This window comes from Pseudomonas sp. Seg1, from assembly GCF_018326005.1.
GTDB lineage: Bacteria > Pseudomonadota > Gammaproteobacteria > Pseudomonadales > Pseudomonadaceae > Aquipseudomonas.
In genome coordinates this window covers 4,515,001-4,533,807 of record NZ_AP021903.1, presented here as the reverse complement: position 1 = coordinate 4,533,807, position 18,807 = coordinate 4,515,001, and the positions used below count along the sequence as shown (strand labels likewise).

Sequence of the window (18,807 nt, the reverse complement as noted above, 5' to 3'; positions counted from 1 at the left end):
CTACGGGCTTCGCAGCACGGGAATCCCCGAAAGGCGCTCGTGGCTTTTGCCTACGCGAACGGCCTGCATCTCTATAGGACGAATGAGCGTGGTAAATCCCGAAAAGCGATATGAAAGCAAATGTTTCGCAATTCGCTTGGTCAGCACAATTACCGCAGGGGACGGGACCTCGGGGCCCGGCAGATCAAACACGATTCATGTACGACGCGATCACTGTCTGCCGATTGATGGCAACTCGCCGCTGCCTATGATGGAGCTCACCCGGATTCCCTGCGTGAGTGCTGTTCATGACCCCCAGAACCCTTTACGACAAACACATCGATTCGCACACGGTGTGTCGCCTCGACGATCAGGGCCACGTCCTGTTGTACATAGATCGTCAGGTGATCAACGAATACACCAGTCCGCAGGCCTTCAGCGGTTTGCGTGATGCCGGGCGCGAGGTATGGCGCCCGGGGACGGCGCTGGCGGTGGTCGACCACGTCAACCCGACCGCACCGCAGCGGGTCGCGGCGATGCCCGACGCGGGTGGCGCCCGGCAAGTGTCATATCTGGCGGAAAACTGTCGGGACTTCGGTATCGAATTGCTCGACATTCTCGACAAGCGCCAGGGCATCGAACATGTGATCGCCCCCGAGCAGGGTTTTATTCTGCCGGGCATGGTGATCGCCGCCGGCGACAGCCACACCACCACCTATGGCGCCCTCGGCGCTTTCGGTTTCGGCATTGGTACCTCGGAAATCGAGCATCTGCTGGCCTCGCAGACGCTGGTTTACAAACGCCTGAAAAGCCTGCGCGTGACAGTCGATGGCCAACTGGCGCCGGGTCTGACCTCCAAGGATGTGATCATGGCGCTGATCGCCCGGATCGGCGCGTCCGGGGCTACCGGCTACGCCATCGAGTTCTGCGGTTCGACCATTGCTGCCCTGAGTGTCGAAGCGCGCATGACCATCTGCAACATGGCGGTCGAGGCCGGTGCACGCGGTGCGTTCATGGCGCCGGACGAAAAAGTATTCGCCTATCTCAAAGGCAAACCGCGTGCGCCTGAAGGTGAACTGTGGGAACGCGGAGTGGCAACGTGGCGTGAATTGCGCAGTGATCCGGGTGCGCGGTTTGACCGGGAAATTCATCTTGATGCGGGTCTGCTGGAACCGATGGTCACCTGGGGCACCAGCCCGGATCAGGCCGCCGCCATCGGTGCGCGAGTACCGGACCCACAAGACATCGACGACCCGATCCTGCGCCAGGACATGCGTCGCGCGCTCAATTACATGGGTCTTGAAGCGGGTATGGCGCTAGGCGATATCGTCATCAGCCATGCCTTTATCGGCTCATGCACCAATGCCCGGATCGAAGATTTGCGTGACGCCGCCAGCGTCGTGCGCGGGCAACAGGTGGCCGCGCATGTGCGGGCGATGATCGTGCCGGGCTCCAGCGAAGTCCGCGCTCAGGCTGAGGCCGAAGGGTTGGCGCAGATCTTTATCGACGCCGGTTTCGAATGGCGTCAGTCCGGTTGCTCGATGTGCCTGGCGATGAACGACGACGTCCTGGCCCCCGGCGACCGCTGTGCTTCAAGCACCAATCGCAATTTCGAGGGCCGTCAGGGCGCCGGCGCGCGCACCCATCTGATGAGCCCGGCGATGGTCGCCGCCGCTGCGATCAGCGGCCGACTCACCGACATCCGCCACTTTGGAGAACGCCCATGAGCCTGCAACCCTTCACTCAGGTCAGCGGCCAGGCCGCAGCGCTGCTGGCGGCCAACGTCGACACTGACGTGATCATGCCCAAGCAGTTTCTCAAGGGCATCGATCGTCAGGGGCTGGATCGTGGCGTGTTTTTCGATTTGCGTTTTCTCGCCGATGGCACGCCCAATCCTGCGTTCGTGTTGAACCAGCCGGCGTGGCAGGGCGCGAGTTTTCTGCTGGTCGGGGCGAATTTCGGTTGCGGCTCCAGCCGTGAACATGCGGTGTGGGGCTTGCAGCAGATGGGCATTCGCGCGTTGATCGGCAGCAGTTTTGCCGGGATTTTTTATGACAACTGCCAACGTAACGGGGTGTTGTTGATTACCCTGGAAGAGGCGCAGGTCCAGCAGATCGCACAACTGGTCAGTCAGCCTGACCGAGCGCGTATCAGTATCGACCTGGAGGCACAGCAGATCGGTCTGGCCGGTGGCTCGGTGATCGACTTTCAGATTGATACGCTGCGCAAGACGGCGTTGTTGCTGGGGCTGGATGCCATCGGCAGCACCTTGCAGCGCCGCGAGCAAATCAAGGCTTTTGAACGCGAGCATCTGGCCGCCAATCCCTGGCTGAATTGAAAGCGTAACTTGTGGGAGCTGGCTTGCCAGCGATGAGGCCGGCACATCTTGCATTTGTATTGGCTGAACCGACGCCATCGCTGGCAAGCCAGCTCCCACAGGGTTTTATGGTGGTTGGGCTACAGGGACAGATCCCGGAAATGCGCCTGCAAAAACTCCACACACGCACGCAATTTCCCCGAATGCGCCAGTCGCGTCGGGTACACCGCCCAGACGTTGGCACTTTGACGGTAATCCTCGAGCACTTGAACCAGACGTCCGTCATCCAGCAGCGGCTTCACATCCCACAACGAGCGCAGCAAGATCCCACGCCCATCGAGCGCCCATTGCATGACAATCTCGCCGTTGTTCGACGATAAAGGCCCGCTGACCCGCACGCTTTCCTGCGTGCCGTCGCGATCCAGATTCCAGATGCCGAACGCGTTGTCGCGTTCCTTGATCACCAGGCAATCGTGTTGCTGCAACTCATCGAGCGTCTGCGGTGTGCCGCGTCGCTGCAGATAGCTCGGTGCCGCACACAGCACTCGCCGGTTGCTGACCAGACGCCGGCCGATGTGCTGGCCAGGAATATCGTCGCCCACACGGATTTCCAGATCGAACCCTTCATGGATGATGTCCACCACCCGATCAAACAGGTCCAGGCGAATCTCCAGCGCCGGATAACGTTCGGCAAGCAATGAAACGGCAGGCGCCACGTGATTGCGGCCAAAACCGAAACTGCTACAGATGTGCAGACGCCCACGCGGGCTGTCGTGGGCGTCGGCAAGTTCGTCGTGCAGTTGCTGGAAATCATCGAGAATGCGCAACGCCCAGCGCTGCACGCGTTCGCCGTCTTCGGACAGCGAGACGCGGCGACTGGTGCGATGCAGCAGGCGCGTGCCGAGGGTGCTTTCGAGAATCTGGATGCGCTTGCTGACGTAGGCCGGAGACAGCCCCAACTCATCGGCCGCGGCGGCGAAGCCGTTCTTGCGGATCACGGTGAGCAGCACGCGCAGGTCTTCGGGCAGGGGCACGGCGTCTTTCTTCTGGGTCATGTCAAAACGAGCACTGGCGGCAGAAGCCGCCAGCATAGCACCGGCATTGGCGGGCGCCGTTCAGCGCAGAAAATCCAGCGCTTGCGCGAGCAGTAACTGCGGGGCTTCTTCGGCGAGGTAGTGGCCGGCGGGCAGCGCCTGGCCTGTCACGTTCGTCGCCACTTGCTGCCATTCCCCGAGCGGATCGAAGCAGCGTCCGACGACACCGTCAGCGCCCCATAGCACCCGCAGCGGCAGATTCAAATGCTGGCTTGCGGCAATGTTGGCGCGATCATGCTCCAGATCGATGCCGGCGCTGGCGCGGTAATCTTCGCAGATCCCCCGAGCGCTGCCGGGTAGCTGCAAGCAACGCAGGTATTCACCGAACGCCTGTTCAGTGAACGGCTTGAGCCCGGCGCTGCGACTGCCCATCACGCTGCGCAGGTACGATTCGGGATCGGCCTCGATCAAGGTTTCCGGAAGCGGCGCCGGGCGGATCAGGAAAAACCAGTGCCAGTAGGCCCGGGCGAAGGCTTCGTTGGTTTGTGCGTACATCGCCAGGGTCGGGGCGATGTCCAGCAGCATCATGCGTTGCACGGCGGCGGGGTGGTCGAGGGCCAGACGGTGGGCGACCCGAGCGCCACGGTCGTGGGCGAGGATCGAAAACTGCTCGAAACCCAGCGCCTTCATCAGTTCGACGTTGTCCCGGGCCATTTCGCGTTTTGAATAATTGCGGTGCAGCGCATCGGCGGCGGGCCGACTGCTGTCGCCGTAACCGCGCAGATCCGCAGCGACCACGGTGAAGTGTTCGGCCAGTTGTTCGGCGATTTTGTGCCAGATCACATGGGTCTGCGGATGGCCGTGCAGCAGCAACAGCCCCGGCCCGCTACCGCCGAGTCGGTAGGCAATGTCGACGCCGTTGACGTGGCGCTGGTCTTTGAGAAATCCGGCAAACATCGGGCTGATCCTTTTTCAGGGTGCTTGTGGGATGCATCCTGAAATTGTCCGGGGTTCGGGGCAAGGGGCTAAATGTGGTGTGGCGGTTCATGAAGTGTGTTGTCAGTGATGGCCCATTCGCGGGCAAGCCCGCTCCCACAGGGAGCTTTAGTGTGACCACTATCTATGTCACCCCGCAAAATCCTGTGGGAGCGGGCTTGCCCGCGAAGAGGCCATTGATCACACAGCAAATCTCAACTCTGCTGGAACATCTCCATCGCCCGCTGCTTGATTTGCTCCTCGGTCAAATCTTCCTTGCGCGAGGCGAGAAACCACAGATGCCCGTACGGATCTTTCAATGTCCCGCTGCGATCACCGTAAAACTGATCCTTGACCTCGGACACCGTCGTCGCCCCGGCATCCAGTGCCCGTTGAAATGATTTGTCGACATCCGTCACATACAGATGCAAACCGACCGAAATCGCTGTGTCCGGCCCGCTCAAGGGGCCTTGATCGCACGGCGTACCGAGCATGATCGCGCTGTCACCGATGCGCAGTTCCGCGTGGCCGACGCGGCCATCAGGCATGTCCAGGCGCATGACTTCGTTAGCGCCAAAGGCTTTCCTATAAAAGTCGATGGCCTCGGCGGCTTTTTCGATGCCGAGATACGGGGTAATGCTGTGATACCCCTCGGGGATGGGTTTTACGCTCATGACGTTCTCCCTGATTGTTGTTTTACGAAATGCGGCTTCACCGCATCGGCGGAAGAATCACTATAGAACTGTCTTCACGGCCAGGAATTTCGCCCGACGAGCAGTCACTTCACTTTGAACAGTTATATAACTGTGGCGAGGGGATTTATCCCCGATGGGTTGCGAAGCAGCCCTAGAACCTGCCGATTCATTCTTTCAGGATTACCGCGCTGGGAGGCTTAGGGGCTGCTTCGCAACCCATCGGGGATAAATCCCCTCACCACAAGTTTTACATTTACCCAGAAGATTTCACTCAGGTTGGAAAGTGCGCTCCCGGCCCTTGTTCGCCCAGCACATCGCCCTGATTGCGCAGCGGGCATGCCTCCATCGACAGACAACCACAACCGATGCAGCCATTGAGCCGGTCACGCAGCAACGTCAGTTGATTGATCCGTGCATCCAGTTCTCGCCGCCATTGCTCCGAGAGCTTCTTCCAGTCCGCCGCCGTCGGTGCGCGGTCGTCCGGGAGGATTTTCAGTGCCTCGCCAATCTCCGCCAGCGGAATCCCTAAACGTTGTGCGACCTTGATCAGCGCCACCCGGCGCAGCACGGCTCGCGCATAACGGCGCTGATTGCCGGCATTGCGCTGGCTCTTGATCAAACCCTTGGACTCATAAAAGTGCAGGGCCGTGACCGCGACACCGCTGCGCGCCGCGACCTCGCCAACGGTGAGTGGCTTGTGCACGTTTTCCTTGCTGATCATGCTGAAAAAGCTCTTGACCTTGACTTAACTAGAGGTTTTACCCTGCAGGCCTTCGAGTCGCAAGACTCGTCTTACGATGAGTGGGGACTTTTCATGCAAGCATCAGCGAAGAACCGCAGCTTTACCCAATTGATCGAATTCGAAATCGAGCCACGCCAGCAATGGGCGCTGGTCTCGGCGTTGTCGGTACAGACTGAACGCCTGGCCCAGCGCTACGACGGTTTTGTCAGTGCAAGCGTGCAAGCCAGCGACGATGGCCGGCGGGTCTTGAGTTTTTTGCAGTGGCAGACGCGCGAGGCCGGGGAGGCCGCGTTTCGCAGTTTCGAAAGCGGCGAGCAGGATTTCTGGCAGTTGATCCGCGCCCATCAGGCGAAAACCGTCACCTTCAACTCGTTCCAGGTGCTGAGCAGCATCGCCCGTAGTCACGACGATGCATTGCACTGCACCCTGGTCGGTTAGATCGACAACTGGATCAGCCGCTCACCTTGCAGGTTTTCCGTCATACGCCGCTTGTTCACCGCCAGTTCGCCGATCCTGATCAACCGCGTGCGGGTGACATTGCGGCTCAGACCGAGCAACGCTGCGGTGTGCACTTGGTTGTAATGGCAGAAGCGATAGGCGGCGCGTAGCAGCGCGTCCTCGACTTTTTCGTGCAGCGCACCGGCCTGTTGGGCGAAGAGTTTCTGGAAGGCTTGTTCCAGCAACGCTTCCGGTGAGTCGTCGGCGCTGGCGTGGTGATCGTCCGGGCGTTCGATGCGCAGGTTCGACAGGCGCAAATCATCGCGTTCTATCACGCCGTTGCGGCAGATCAGCAGCGTGTGATGGATGACGTTTTCCAGTTCGCGAATATTGCCCGGCCAGCTGTAGCTGCGCAGCTTGTTTTCCGCGCCGGGGCTGATGCTGACCCGGCCGTAACCCAGACGCTGACTGTAGGCCTCGATGAAATGCCGGGTCAGCGGCAGGATATCGCCGGGCCGATCGCGCAATGGGTTCAATTCCAGATTGACCACGTTGAGTCGGTAATAGAGATCCTCGCGAAAATTCCCGGCGTTGATCGCTTTCTCCAGCTGCACGTTGGTCGCCGCCAGCACTCGCACATCAATGGGGATGCTTTTGCGCGACCCTAGCCGCACCACTTCGCGCTCCTGCAGTACCCGCAACAACTTCACCTGAATCGCCATCGGCAAATCGCCGATTTCATCGAGGAACAGCGTGCCGCCATCCGCTTCCTCGAACCACCCGGCTTTGGCACTCAGCGCGCCGGTGAAGGCGCCTTTTTCGTGGCCGAACAGTTCAGCCTCCACCAGTGACTCGGAAAACGCGCCGCAATTGACCGCGATGAATGGCCGATGACGGCGGTTGCTCAGGTTATGAATGTGCCGCGCTACCAGCTCTTTGCCGGTGCCGGTCTCACCGATGATCAGCACGCTGGCTTCGCTCGGCGCGACCTGTTGCAAATGCGCGAGCAGGGCCTGGGACTTCGGGTCTTCGAACACCTGCGCGGTGGCGCGGATCGACGTGGCCAGGGCGGGTGAGGGCGGTAGAGTCAGCAGTTGCATGGGCTCGTCCTTCTTTTTAGTTCAAATGCAGGCAGGTCAGGAATAGAAGGTCGGTACCGGCAGCGCCTGATTCAGCGCCCAGTCGCCCAGCTCATGGAGTTTGTAATCCAGCGGGTCGTGCAGGGTTTGCGTGCGCAGGTTGCGCCAGTGTCGATCCAGGCGCAGCGAGGCGTGAGTCGCCCGTGCGCCGGTGACTTCAAACAAGCGGCTGCAAATGTCGAGGCCCTGACGGCTGGCGGCGACTTTGGCGGTGGCAATCGCCGTGGCCAGATGTCCGCGTTCTTCGGCGCTGAGGTTCGGACCTTTGGCCCACGCCTGATCAAGCAGCGCTGCTGCGCGCTCGACCAGCAGGCGAATGCCTTCCAGTGCAACCCAGAACTCGCCGTAATGCGCGAGCACGTAAGGATCTTCACGCACATCGCGCGCGGCGGATTTGTGCCAGAGGCGGGTTTCGTTCAGGGTGTAATTCCGCGCTTCTTCAAAAGCCCCTTCGGCAATCCCGAGAAACATATGCGTGAAGGTCAGTTGCGCGATCAACGGGCGCAAGCAGGCGAACGGTGTGCTCAGCGGGCCGGGATCGAGCAGCAGTTCCGATTCCTCGACCCGCACCCGTTCGAAGGTGGCGCTGCCGCTGTCGGTCTGGCGCTGGCCGATGTTGTTCCAGTCATCATGTAAGGTGATGCCACTGCGGCCCGTAGGGATCGCGGCGATGAGCAATTTGCCGCCAGCACTTTCATCCACTGCCGAGGCGATGAGCATCTGCGAGTCGGTGGCGCCGGAGCAGAAGCTTTTCTTGCCGGAAAACTCACGCCAGCCACCGAAGTCCTTGACCACCGTGCGGGTGTCGAGCGGATTGAGGGCGTTGCCCCAGAACCAGTTCTGGCGGGCGGTCTGTTCGAACCATGGTTGCCATTGCTCGGTGCGAGAAAACAGGCGCACGGTGGCGAGCATCAGGTGATGAAAACCGAAGACGTGGGCGATGGAACTGTCGACTTTGGCGAACTCGCGGACGATCTGCAGGGTTTCACTCCAGCTCGCGCCGAGACCGCCGTAGCGGGTCGGAATGCTCAGGGCCAGCAGGCCGCTGTCACGCAGGGCATCCCGCTGGGCTTTCGGGGTGCCACCGCGCTCGTCGCGTTCGACGGCGGTCAGGGCAAATTCAGCGGCCAGTTGACGGGCAGTCTGCAAGGGGGACAGCAAGGTACTTTGCGGTTTGGCGGTCACGCGGTGTTCCTCATCAAATCGACGCGATTATCTGTAGGAGTGAGCCTGCTCGCGATGAGGTCAGCACAGTCGACATCACCGGCGCAGACACACCGCTTTCGCGAGCAGGCTCACTCCTACAGTGGGCGTTTTCAGGCCTTGGCTTGGGCGGGCAACACATCGTTGGCAATCATTTCGCCAAACGGCCCGGTGAGGTTGGTCACGCCGCGTCCGGCCAGGCTCGCGTATGGCTCCGGCAACAGCGGAAACACCAGTTCGGCAAACCGGTAAGCCTCTTCCAGATGCGGATAGCCGGAGAAAATGAAGCTCTCGATGCCCAGGTCCGCGTACTCCTTGATCCGCGCCGCGACTTGCTGCGGATCGCCGACCAGTGCAGTGCCGGCGCCGCCACGCACCAGGCCGACGCCAGCCCACAGGTTGGGTGCGATTTCCAGGTTGTCGCGACGGCCATCGTGCAATGCCGCCATGCGCCGCTGGCCTTCGGAGTCGAAACGGGAGAAGGATTTCTGCGCCGCCGCAATGGTTTCATCACTGATGTGTTCGATCAGTTTGTCCGCCGCCTTCCACGCTTCTTCGGCGGTCTCGCGGACGATCACATGCAGACGAATGCCGAATTTGACCTTGCGACCATGACGCGCCGCACGTTCACGCACATCGGCAAGTTTCTCGGCGACGGCAGCCGGCGGTTCACCCCATGTCAGATAGACGTCGACTTGTTCAGCGGCGAGATCATGTGCCGCGTCGGACGAACCACCGAAGTACAGCGGCGGATAAGGCTTCTGCACCGGCGGGTACAACGCCTTGGCGTTCTGCACTTTGAGATGCTTGCCTTCAAAATCCACTGATTCGCCTTGCAACACCCGGCGCCAGATCCTGAGGAATTCGTCGGTGACTTCGTAGCGTTCGCTGTGGCTGAGGAAACTGCCATCGCCTCGGTTCTCGTCCGGATCGCCGCCGGTCACCACGTTGATCAACAAGCGGCCGTTGGACAGTCGATCCAGCGTCGCCGCCATGCGCGCCGACACCGTCGGCGAAATGATCCCCGGGCGAATCGCCACCAGATAACGCAGGCGTTCTGTCAACGGCACCAGCGCCGAGGCGATCACCCACGAGTCCTCGCAGGAGCGTCCGGTGGGAATCAGCACACCGTGATAACCGAGACTGTCCGCGGCTTGCGCGACTTGTTTCAAATAATTGAGCGTGACCGGGCGCGCACCTTGAGTGGTACCCAGATAGTGGCCGTCGCCGTGGGTCGGCAGGAACCAGAAAACATCCATGAACAGCTCCTTAAGCGATCTTCAGCAACGGTTTGATTTGCGTCGCGAATAACGGCGCGGCACGCTCGGCGGCCAAGCGGATCCGCGCTTTCAATGGCTCGCTGGTGATCTGGTAATCGGCGAAATCGGCCTCGGTGGCGTACACGCCGATCGGCAGCGTCACGGCCTGGAAGAAACTGAACAGCGGGCGAAGCTGGTGATCGAGTACCAGCGCATGGCGTTCACTGCCGCCAGTAGCCGCCAGCAACACCGGTGTATCGATCAGCGCATTGAGGTCTATCAGGTCGAACAAATGCTTGAGCAGACCCGGATAGGAACCGCGATAAACCGGTGCGGCCACGATCAGCAGGTCGGCCTGTTCGATGGCTTGCAGCTCGGCTTCGACTTCCGCGCTCAACTCCTGACGCGAAAGGGCGCCACCCAGCGGACGGGCGATGTCACCGAGTTCGATCAGATGGCTCTCGATCGGCAAGTGCCCGGCCAATTCGCTCAGTAGGGCTTGGGTCAGCACCAACGTGCGCGATGGACGCCAGGTGCCGCCGGACAGGGCGACGACTTTCAGAGGACGCGACATGATCAGTTCCTTTTTCAACAGTTGCTCAGCGAGCAGTGAGTAAGTCACTGGGCTTGAGCAAGTGCTGTACCAATTCCTGGAGGGCCCGGTTTACGGGGCGTTGAGCGTTTCGGTCGGGGTCGGCTATGTGAATTAGCGGCCGGATTGTTGATCCACTGTTGCCAGTGCAACAGTTGCTGGAGCAACAGTGGCGAATGCATGCAGGGATTTATAAAGGTTGATTGATATTCCGTAAAAGAACGTTAATCGATATTTATAGATCATTAGGAGATATAGGCCGGTGATGCTGATTTTCTGATAGCCACTATTGAGAGCGATGATTTTTGCGCGAGCGTGCCCGGGCGTAGCCTTTGTCCATCGACCCCACATTGCTCGCCAGGACGCTCCCATGAATCGTTTATTGACTGTCTCCCTCTTGCTCGCTGTCTCCGTTCTCGCCGGTTGCGCCAGCCATGTTTCCCCGGAATTGCGCCCCTACACTGCAGAAGAATCCCGCGAACTGGCGATGGAAGCGCTGAACCGCAGCGGTTTGTCCTTCGACGAATACCACGCGAAGAAAGCCCAATTGCTGGGTCAGTCGCAATTCGACAAGCAAGCCGAAATGAGCGCAGAACGTGCGGTACAGCTGCACGGTCGTCCAAGCTAGAAGAAAACTGTACTGCTCGAAGTTTTTCCCAACTGTCCGTGGGTTTGCCGGGCCGCGTGGGATAGGGTCAACATCTGAATGACCCTGACGGATTGAACCCATGACGCTCTCGCTTGATCTTTTGCTGGGCTTTGCCCTGTTTGCCCTTGTCACCTCGATTACACCGGGACCGAACAACACGATGTTGCTCGCATCGGGGGTTAATTTCGGTTTCAACCGAACCATCCCGCACATGCTCGGCATTACCTGCGGTTTCTTCGTGTTGGTTGTCGCCGTAGGCTTTGGCCTGGGTGCGGTATTTCAGACTTACCCGCTTCTCTACACGGTTCTGCGCTATGTCGGCGCGGCGTACCTGTTGTATCTGGCGTGGAAAATCGCGCACTCGGGGCCTGTCGGTGACAACGTCGAAGGCGACGCCAAACCGATCAGTTACCTTGGCGCTGCGGCGTTCCAGTGGGTCAATCCCAAGGCGTGGATCATGGCCATCGGTGCTATCAGCACCTATACGCCGATGCAGGGCTACTTCACCAATGTGGTCGTGATCGCCGCGGTGTTCGCCATCATCAACTTGCCGAGCGTTGGCGTCTGGGCCGCGTGCGGCACGCTGTTGCGCAATGTGTTGAAAGATCCGCGCTGGCTGCGCGTGTTCAATTGGGGCATGGCGGCGTTACTGGTGATTTCGTTATACCCGTTACTTCTCGAAAGCTTTAGCTGACGCATTGCTTCAACCGCCGGCCCGATGCCTGTTAAGCTCGGCTTCAGGAGCGTTCCTACGCACTTTTAAATGAAGTTGTTCTTCTTTAACGGCATCCGATCAGGTATTGATGACGCTCTCGAACCGACGCGCAGCTCACAAGGCTGCGCAGTGCCGTTTGCAGACACGAGCCTCCTGATCCCGGAACACGCTCTGCGAGTCTTTTATGAACATACGTCCGTTGTATTTCGATTACGCCGCCACCACCCCGGTGGACGAGCGGGTCATCCAGGTGATGATCGAATGTCTGGGGTTCCACGGTAATTTCGGCAACCCGGCCTCCAGCTCCCACGCGTTCGGCCAGCAAGCCCGGCAAACGGTCGAGCAGGCCCGCCGGCAAGTCGCCGAACTGGTCGGCGCGCAAGCCGAACAGATCGTCTGGACCTCCGGTGCCACCGAGTCCAACAACCTCGCCCTCAAAGGCGTCGCCCAGGCGCGCGGTGTGCCCGGCGGCCACATCATTACCAGCCAGATCGAACACAAAGCCATCCTCGATACCGCCCGCCAGTTGCAGGACGCCGGCATTGCCGTGACCTACCTGGTGCCGGACGCTGATGGCTTGATCACCCCGCAAGCGGTCAGCGAAGCCATGCGTGACGACACTTTTCTGGTGTCGCTGATGCTGGTCAACAATGAACTCGGCACTGTCAACGACATCCCGGCCATCGGTGAAATCGTCCGTGGTCGCGAGGCGTTGTTCCATGTCGACGCGGCGCAAGGCGCAGGTAAGGTGGCGATTGATCTGGCGCAGTGGCCGGTCGACCTGATGTCGTTTTCAGCACACAAGCTCTACGGTCCCAAAGGGATCGGCGCGCTGTACGTCGGTCCCCGGGCGCAGCAGCGCGTGCAAGCGCAGATTCACGGCGGCGGACACGAGAGCGGTTTGCGCTCGGGCACCTTGGCGACCCACCAGATCGCCGCAATGGGCGCCGCATTTGCCTTGGCCGCCGCTGCATTCGATGAAGAGAAAAAAACCATTGTCGCGTTGCGCGAACGCTTGCTTGAACAACTGCTGAGCCTGCCGGGCATGCGCCTCAATGGCAGTGCCACCCAGCGCATTCCGCATACCTTGAGCCTGACCTTCAGCGAGGGCGAATTCAACAGCGCGGCTTTGAGCCATTCGATGGCGTTTTCCGCGACTTCGGCGTGCAATTCCGCGAGCAACACGCCGTCGCATGTGCTGTTGGCCCTGGGGCATGATGCGCGTCTGGCCGGGCGTACCATCCGCTTGAGCCTCGGCCGTTTCACCACCGCCGAAGATATCGACAAGGCCGCGCAACTGATCAAGACCGCCTGCGCCAGTGCTCCGGCATTCTGGGCGACAGGGCTTTAACGCGCCGGTTGTTCCGGTGACGAACAATAACGATGAAGTGATTGGCAGGAGACATGATGAGTACCCAGACTTTGACCGAAGGATCGGTTCCCCAGCGCCTGGCGCACACCCGTGAACTGATGCGCCGCGAAGGCATTCATGCGCTGTTGGTGCCGTCCGCCGACCCGCATCTGTCGGAATACCTGCCGGGTTACTGGCAAGGTCGGCAGTGGCTCTCGGGTTTCCATGGTTCGGTCGGGACTTTGATTGTTACTGACGATTTCGCCGGTGTCTGGGCTGACAGTCGTTATTGGGAACAGGCGACCAAGGAGCTCAAAGGCAGCGGTATCGATCTGGTCAAGCTGCAACCGGGTCAACCGAGCCCGCTGGATTGGCTGGCTGAGCAAACACCGGAAGGTGGTGTGGTTGCAGTCGATGGCGCGGTGATGGCGGTGGCTTCCGCCCGCACGTTGGGCAGCAAGCTCGAAGCACGCGGCGCACGTCTGCGCACCGATATCGATCTGCTCAAGGAAGTCTGGAGCGATCGCCCAAGCCTGCCGAATGCGCCGATCTATCAGCATTTGCCGCCGCAAGCGACTGTCAGTCGTGGCGAGAAACTCGCCAAACTGCGCGAGACGTTGCAGGAGCGCGGCGCCGATTGGCACTTCATCGCCACCCTCGACGACATCGCGTGGTTGTTCAATTTGCGTGGCGGTGACGTGTCGTTCAACCCGGTGTTTGTTTCGTTCGCGTTGATCAATCAACAGCAAGCCACGCTGTTCGTGGCGTTGAGCAAGGTTGATGCTGATTTGCGGGCAGTGCTGGAGAAAGACGGCGTAACGCTGCGTGATTACCGCGAAGTGTCCGACGCTCTGCGTGCCGTACCGAGTGGCGCGAGCCTGCTGGTGGACCCCGCGCGCGTAACCAGTGGTCTGCTGGATAACCTCGATAGCGGCGTGAGACTGGTCGAAGGCTTGAACCCGACCACGCTGGCCAAATCGCAAAAAAGTGAAGCTGACGCCCAGCACATCCGTAAAGCCATGGAACAGGACGGCGCGGCACTCTGCGAGTTTTTCGCCTGGCTGGAGTCGGCCTGGGGCCGCGAACGCATTACCGAACTGACCATCGACGAAAAACTCACCGCTGCCCGTGAGCGTCGCCCGGATTATGTTTCGCTGAGTTTCAACACCATCGCTGCATTCAACGCCAATGGCGCGATGCCGCACTATCACGCCACCGAAGAAGAGCACGCGGTGATCGAGGGTGATGGTCTGCTGCTGATCGACTCCGGTGGTCAATACCTGGGCGGCACCACTGATATCACACGTATGGTGCCAGTCGGCACACCGACCGAAGAGCAGAAGCGCGATTGCACGCGCGTGTTGAAAGGGGTGATTGCGCTGTCACGGGCACAGTTCCCCAAAGGCATTCTGTCGCCGCTGCTCGACGCTATCGCACGCGCGCCGATCTGGGCCGAAAGCGTCGATTACGGTCACGGCACCGGTCACGGCGTGGGGTATTTCCTCAACGTGCACGAGGGCCCGCAGGTGATTGCCTACCAGGCAGTGGCGGCACCGCAAACCGCGATGCAACCGGGGATGATCACCTCCATTGAGCCGGGCACTTATCGTCCGGGCCGTTGGGGCGTGCGCATCGAGAACCTGGCGATGAATCAAGTGGCGGGGAGTAGCGAATTCGGTGAGTTCCTCAAATTCGAAACCTTGACCCTGTGTCCGATCGATACACGCTGCCTGCTGCCATCGTTGCTGACTCAGGAAGAGAAACAGTGGTTCAACGCATACCACGCTGAAGTGCGCGAGCGCTTGAGCCCGTTGCTCGAAGGTGCAGCGTTGGAATGGCTGAATACGCGTACTGCTGCAATCTGATCGTTTACAACTCAGGCGCTGAAATCAGCGCCTGATTTTTTTGTCGATTCAGGATTGGCGTAACGCTTCCTCGACGAAGTCGAGACGATCCTGGCCGAAGAACATCTGATTGCCGATAAACATGGTTGGGGCACCGAAAACACCACGTTTAACGGCCGTCTCGGTATTGTCTTTCAATGCAGCCTTGACGGTTTCGTCGCTGGTCAACGCCAGGACTTCATCGGGATCAAAGCCGTGTTCGCTCAACACAGCGGCGACTGTAGCCGGTTCGTCCAGGCTTCGGCTTTCTACCCACAATACGCTGAACAAGCAGTCGATAAACGCTTGAAAGCGTTCCGGCTGGCGCAGTTGTATGCCGGTGACGGCACGCATCAGTATCAGCGTATTGATCGGGAAGTGCGGATTGAACCTGAGGGGCACGCCATAGCGTTTTGCGTAGCGATCCAGGTCTTGAAACATGTACCGACCCTTGGCCGGAATCATTGCCGGAGAAGCGTTGCCGGTTGCCTTGAATACGCCGCCGAGCAACATCGGGATATAGATCAGCTCGCTGCCGGTATCGGCGCAGATTTTCGGCAGCTGGGTGTAGGCCAGGTACGTGGCAGGGCTGCCAAGGTCGAAATAGAACTCCACGGTTTTCGTCATTATCGCTGCTCTCTACTTATTGTTATGGGCGGTGGATTTACCAGCGTTCGTTCCAGGGGCGCAGATCCAGTTCGAATGTCCATGCGTCCCGTGGCTGACTGTGCAGATACCAATAGTTTTCGGCGATGTGTTCGGGATTGAGGATGCCGTCCTGATCCTTGGTGGCGTACTTCTCAGGGAAACTGGTGCGGATGAAGTCGGTATCAATAGCACCATCGACCACGACATGGGCGACATGAATGTTCATTGGTCCCAACTCGCGCGCCATGCTTTGCGCCAAGGCGCGGATGCCGTGTTTGGCTCCGGCGAATGCAGCGAAACCCGACGCACCACGCAATCCGGCAGTGGCCCCGGTGAAAAGTATCGTGCCGCGTTTGCGGGTGACCATGCGTTTGGCCACCTCACGGGCGTTGAGAAAGCCGGAGAAACAAGCCATTTCCCAGATCTTGAAATACTTGCGAGCGGTTTCTTCTAGGATGCTGCAGGGCACGTTGGCGCCGATGTTGAAGACAAACGCTTCAATCGGGCCGAGGCGGGTTTCAATGTCTTCGATCAAGGCAATGACGTCTTCTTCCTTACGCGCATCGCAGGCAAAACCGTGGGCTTCGCCGCCCTCGGCCTGAATCGCCTCCACCAGTGGCTGCAATTTATCGACGCTGCGCCGGGTGACGCAGGCGACGAATCCTTCTTTGGCAAAACGCTTGGCAATCGCTCCTCCCGTCGCATCGCCTGCGCCAACCACCAATACGACCTTCTTGTTATTCATGGGTGTACCCCTTTAGTAAACGATCGTTAAGTGAACGAACGTTATGCTAGGATCCGAGTAACGTCAAGGCGGCCAATTCGAGGATCAACACATGCGTTATTCCGCCAGTCACAAACTGGAAACCCGTGAAAAACTATTGCAGAGCAGCGCGTTGTCGGCCAAACAAAACGGGTTTTCCACGGTCGGCGTCGATGGTTTGATGAAAGCCATTGGTCTGAGCGGAGCGGCGTTTTACAGTCACTTTTCGTCGAAAGATGCGCTGTTCACGGCGATCGTCGAGCGAGAGTTGGGGCAAAGCCTGGCGCGATTGGGCGGGCAGGGCGAACAGGATCGTGAACGGCTGGAACGCTGTCTCAAACACTATTTGAGCATGGCTCACGTTGAACAGCCTGAATCCGGCTGTGCTCTGCCGGCGCTGGGTGCGGAAATCGCCCGTTCGGAAATTCAGGTTCGTGAGCAGGCCGAGCTGTGGATCTGTCGGCTTCAAGAGAGTTGGGCGCGGATACTGGAGAGCGACAGCCTGGCGTGGTCGGTTCTGTCGCAGTGCGTTGGAGCTCTGGTGGTGGCGCGGATGCTGGCCACGCCGGACATTCAGCGAGCGGTGCTGAAGTCCAGTCATGACGAGATTGGTCGCCAGATCGCCAGTCTGCCGTGATCTATTTACAGATGACGATCATGCTGCGGCTGGTGTAACCGGCGGGATTGAGACCGAATGGATAATCGCCAGGCTCCTCCACGGAGTCCCCCGACTTGGCGATGACCTTATAACCTTTCGGAGCGCAGGAGTTGGCTGCGCTCGTATAGCACTTGTCCCAAGAGGACGAGAGCCCCGAACAGTTGATGTGCAGCCCTTTCTTGCCGTGCTTTACCTGGGTTTTCGAGGTCGCCGCACAGCCCGCGATTGCGAGTACGGCGATCAGTATCAAAATTCGTTTCATTACCGTCCTTATAGCGGCCGCGAGTCTGACGCTCGGGTCTGCCTGTATTCGCCTGCGCTGTAAGCGTTGTGAAATCCCTGTCCGAAAAAAATCCATGTCTGGCATTGGGTTACGGGCCTAAACATGGCCTATATGAGCGCCAATTGCCAGACCTTCGTCAAATCCTGTTTCAATCTGCCGCAATGGCGGGCTTGGCGGCACTGCCCATGGTCATGGTGGCGCCGACGGAAGCCAGAATGATGCACAGGATCGCCATCCATTGTGACAGCGTGAGGTATTCCTGCAGAAACAGCAGACCTGACAGCGCACCGAACGCGGGCTCAATGCTCATCAATGTTCCGAAGGTGCGCGCGGGAATACGCGTGAGCGCGACCATTTCCAAGGTATAGGGAAGGGCGGTAGAGAGGATGGCGACGCCAATTGCCACCGGGATCAGTGATGGTGTCAGTAGCGCGGCACCCGCATGGACGATGCCTATGGGGGCGACAAACAACGCCGCGATCATCACGCCCAGTGCTGCGGTGGTGACTCCGTTATCTGCACCGGCCTTCTGCCCGAACAGAATGTACAGCGCCCAGCAGGCACCGGCCCCCAAAGCGTAGCCGGCACCGACCAAATCGATTCCGGCGGTTGTTGCCCCCGTCGGTATCAATAGCAGCAGTCCGGTTGCAGCCAGTCCGATCCATAGAAAGTCGATTGCACGACGAGATGCATAGATGGCTACGGCCAGTGGTCCGGTGAATTCGAGGGCAACGGCGATCCCCAAAGGCACTGTGCGCAATGACATATAGAAGAGAAAGTTCATTCCACCTAGCGCCATGCCGTAGACGATCACCGTACGCAATGACTTGGCTGTCAGCTTTGCTCGCCAAGGGCGCAGCAATAACAACATGATCACACTGGCGAAGATCAGGCGCAGGGTGGTTGTTCCCTGAGCGCCAACTACCGGGAACATGCTTTTGGCCAGCGATGCGCCGGACTGGATCGATGCCATGGCTATTAATAGCAGGCCAACCGGAAACAACATTGAGGCAAGGGAGTGGGGTTGGTCATTCATTACAGGGCATCGTCCTAAATAAGAGCTGAGTGTTGTTTTAGGTGTTGGGCAATATACTGCGCATTCAGGGCTGGCGCGTCTATATATAAGCAGGCTTTTCCGGCGTTTTGATAAAAAGCGAAATTAACGGTTGACGGCAGATTCCAGAGGTCTATAATTCGCCCCACTTCCGGCGCAGTCGAAACGGAAAACTCCTTGAGATTCAATGAGTTATACGGTTTTCGAGAGTGGGTCGCTTCAGTTCATCGAAGCCTGGAAGGAGTTGAAAGCGTCGTGATGTTTGACTCTTTTAACGGTTCGATCTTCTCGGTCGAAAGCGGAGAAAAAGAGGTGTTGACAACAGCGAGTAACGCTGTAGAATTCGCCTCCCGCTAACGAGAGATCGGAAGCGCAAGTGGTTGAAGTTGTTGAAGAATTCTTCGAAAACTTCTGAAAATAATCACTTGAC

The 18,807-nt window shown here is 59.2% G+C and carries 20 protein-coding genes; 8 read left to right on the top strand and 12 right to left on the bottom strand.

Annotated elements, in window-relative coordinates:
* The first annotated feature begins 287 nt into the window (after positions 1-287).
* Both leuC and leuD read left to right on the top strand, forming a co-directional pair.
* On the top strand, positions 288-1,706 hold the full coding sequence (gene leuC, locus KI231_RS20315) for a 3-isopropylmalate dehydratase large subunit (RefSeq protein ID WP_213026167.1): 1,419 nt from the start codon (positions 288-290) through the stop codon (positions 1,704-1,706).
* Complete coding sequence (leuD, locus tag KI231_RS20310; RefSeq protein WP_213026166.1) at positions 1,703-2,317, top strand: 3-isopropylmalate dehydratase small subunit; 615 nt, start codon at positions 1,703-1,705, stop codon at positions 2,315-2,317. Before leuC ends, leuD begins: the two co-directional genes overlap by 4 nt.
* Positions 2,318-2,436: 119 nt before the next feature.
* Here leuD and KI231_RS20305 read toward each other — a convergent pair whose 3' ends face one another.
* The 4 genes from KI231_RS20305 to soxR form a co-directional block, all read right to left on the bottom strand.
* The gene (locus KI231_RS20305; RefSeq protein ID WP_213026165.1) at positions 2,437-3,387 is read right to left on the bottom strand and encodes a LysR substrate-binding domain-containing protein; all 951 of its coding nucleotides are present in this window, start codon (positions 3,385-3,387) and stop codon (positions 2,437-2,439) included.
* Positions 3,388-3,411: 24 nt separating this feature from the next.
* Positions 3,412-4,287: an alpha/beta hydrolase gene (locus KI231_RS20300; RefSeq protein ID WP_213026164.1), complete on the bottom strand. Its 876-nt coding sequence runs from the start codon at positions 4,285-4,287 to the stop codon at positions 3,412-3,414.
* 233 nt (positions 4,288-4,520) lie between these two features.
* A complete protein-coding gene (locus tag KI231_RS20295) occupies positions 4,521-4,979 on the bottom strand; it encodes a VOC family protein (protein ID WP_213026163.1) in 459 nt (152 codons plus the stop codon).
* 292 nt (positions 4,980-5,271) lie between these two features.
* Entirely contained in the window at positions 5,272-5,721 is a 450-nt protein-coding gene (soxR, locus tag KI231_RS20290) for a redox-sensitive transcriptional activator SoxR (protein ID WP_213026162.1), read from the bottom strand.
* A gap of 93 nt (positions 5,722-5,814) precedes the next feature.
* On the opposite strand from soxR, the gene KI231_RS20285 reads away from it, so the two are divergent.
* Positions 5,815-6,180 (top strand): antibiotic biosynthesis monooxygenase, encoded by a 366-nt coding sequence (locus tag KI231_RS20285; protein WP_213026161.1) that lies wholly within the window; start codon positions 5,815-5,817, stop codon positions 6,178-6,180.
* Here KI231_RS20285 and KI231_RS20280 read toward each other — a convergent pair.
* From KI231_RS20280 to msuE, 4 genes are all read right to left on the bottom strand, one after another.
* Positions 6,177-7,280, bottom strand: a complete 1,104-nt coding sequence (locus KI231_RS20280; protein WP_213026160.1) for a sigma-54 interaction domain-containing protein — start codon at positions 7,278-7,280, stop codon at positions 6,177-6,179. The two genes, KI231_RS20285 and KI231_RS20280, sit on opposite strands and share 4 nt — an antisense overlap.
* Before the next feature lie 36 nt (positions 7,281-7,316).
* Complete coding sequence (locus KI231_RS20275; protein WP_213026159.1) at positions 7,317-8,504, bottom strand: acyl-CoA dehydrogenase family protein; 1,188 nt, start codon at positions 8,502-8,504, stop codon at positions 7,317-7,319.
* Between the two features lie 131 nt (positions 8,505-8,635).
* Complete coding sequence (gene ssuD / locus KI231_RS20270; RefSeq protein ID WP_213026158.1) at positions 8,636-9,781, bottom strand: FMNH2-dependent alkanesulfonate monooxygenase; 1,146 nt, start codon at positions 9,779-9,781, stop codon at positions 8,636-8,638.
* A 10-nt stretch (positions 9,782-9,791) separates the two neighbouring features.
* Positions 9,792-10,355, bottom strand: coding sequence for an FMN reductase (gene msuE / locus KI231_RS20265; RefSeq protein ID WP_103304831.1), 564 nt, complete (start codon positions 10,353-10,355; stop codon positions 9,792-9,794).
* A gap of 388 nt (positions 10,356-10,743) precedes the next feature.
* Between msuE and KI231_RS20260 the strand changes: the two genes are divergently transcribed.
* The 4 genes from KI231_RS20260 (at position 10,744) to KI231_RS20245 (ending at position 14,953) form a co-directional block, all read left to right on the top strand.
* Positions 10,744-11,001 carry a hypothetical protein gene (locus KI231_RS20260; protein ID WP_213026157.1) on the top strand — a complete coding sequence of 86 codons (258 nt, stop codon included), beginning with the start codon at positions 10,744-10,746 and terminating at the stop codon, positions 10,999-11,001.
* 100 nt (positions 11,002-11,101) lie between these two features.
* Positions 11,102-11,716, top strand: coding sequence for a LysE family translocator (locus KI231_RS20255; protein ID WP_103304820.1), 615 nt, complete (start codon positions 11,102-11,104; stop codon positions 11,714-11,716).
* Between the two features lie 205 nt (positions 11,717-11,921).
* Complete coding sequence (locus KI231_RS20250) at positions 11,922-13,088, top strand: aminotransferase class V-fold PLP-dependent enzyme (RefSeq protein WP_213026156.1); 1,167 nt, start codon at positions 11,922-11,924, stop codon at positions 13,086-13,088.
* Positions 13,089-13,144: 56 nt separating this feature from the next.
* Positions 13,145-14,953: an aminopeptidase P family protein gene (locus KI231_RS20245; protein ID WP_213026155.1), complete on the top strand. Its 1,809-nt coding sequence runs from the start codon at positions 13,145-13,147 to the stop codon at positions 14,951-14,953.
* Positions 14,954-15,001: 48 nt separating this feature from the next.
* On the opposite strand, the gene KI231_RS20240 is transcribed toward KI231_RS20245, so the two are convergent.
* Positions 15,002-15,598 carry a 2-hydroxychromene-2-carboxylate isomerase gene (locus KI231_RS20240; RefSeq protein ID WP_213026154.1) on the bottom strand — a complete coding sequence of 199 codons (597 nt, stop codon included), beginning with the start codon at positions 15,596-15,598 and terminating at the stop codon, positions 15,002-15,004.
* A 37-nt stretch (positions 15,599-15,635) separates the two neighbouring features.
* Complete coding sequence (locus KI231_RS20235; protein WP_103304824.1) at positions 15,636-16,364, bottom strand: SDR family oxidoreductase; 729 nt, start codon at positions 16,362-16,364, stop codon at positions 15,636-15,638.
* A gap of 91 nt (positions 16,365-16,455) precedes the next feature.
* On the opposite strand from KI231_RS20235, the gene KI231_RS20230 reads away from it, so the two are divergent.
* Positions 16,456-17,019: a TetR/AcrR family transcriptional regulator gene (locus tag KI231_RS20230; RefSeq protein ID WP_103304825.1), complete on the top strand. Its 564-nt coding sequence runs from the start codon at positions 16,456-16,458 to the stop codon at positions 17,017-17,019.
* A 1-nt stretch (position 17,020) separates the two neighbouring features.
* Here the strand turns inward: KI231_RS20230 and KI231_RS20225 are convergent, their stop codons facing one another.
* Both KI231_RS20225 and rhtA read right to left on the bottom strand, forming a co-directional pair.
* A complete protein-coding gene (locus KI231_RS20225) occupies positions 17,021-17,302 on the bottom strand; it encodes a hypothetical protein (RefSeq protein ID WP_103304826.1) in 282 nt (93 codons plus the stop codon).
* Positions 17,303-17,471: 169 nt separating this feature from the next.
* Positions 17,472-18,359: a threonine/homoserine exporter RhtA gene (gene rhtA / locus KI231_RS20220; protein WP_213026153.1), complete on the bottom strand. Its 888-nt coding sequence runs from the start codon at positions 18,357-18,359 to the stop codon at positions 17,472-17,474.
* Between the last annotated feature and the right edge of the window lie 448 nt (positions 18,360-18,807).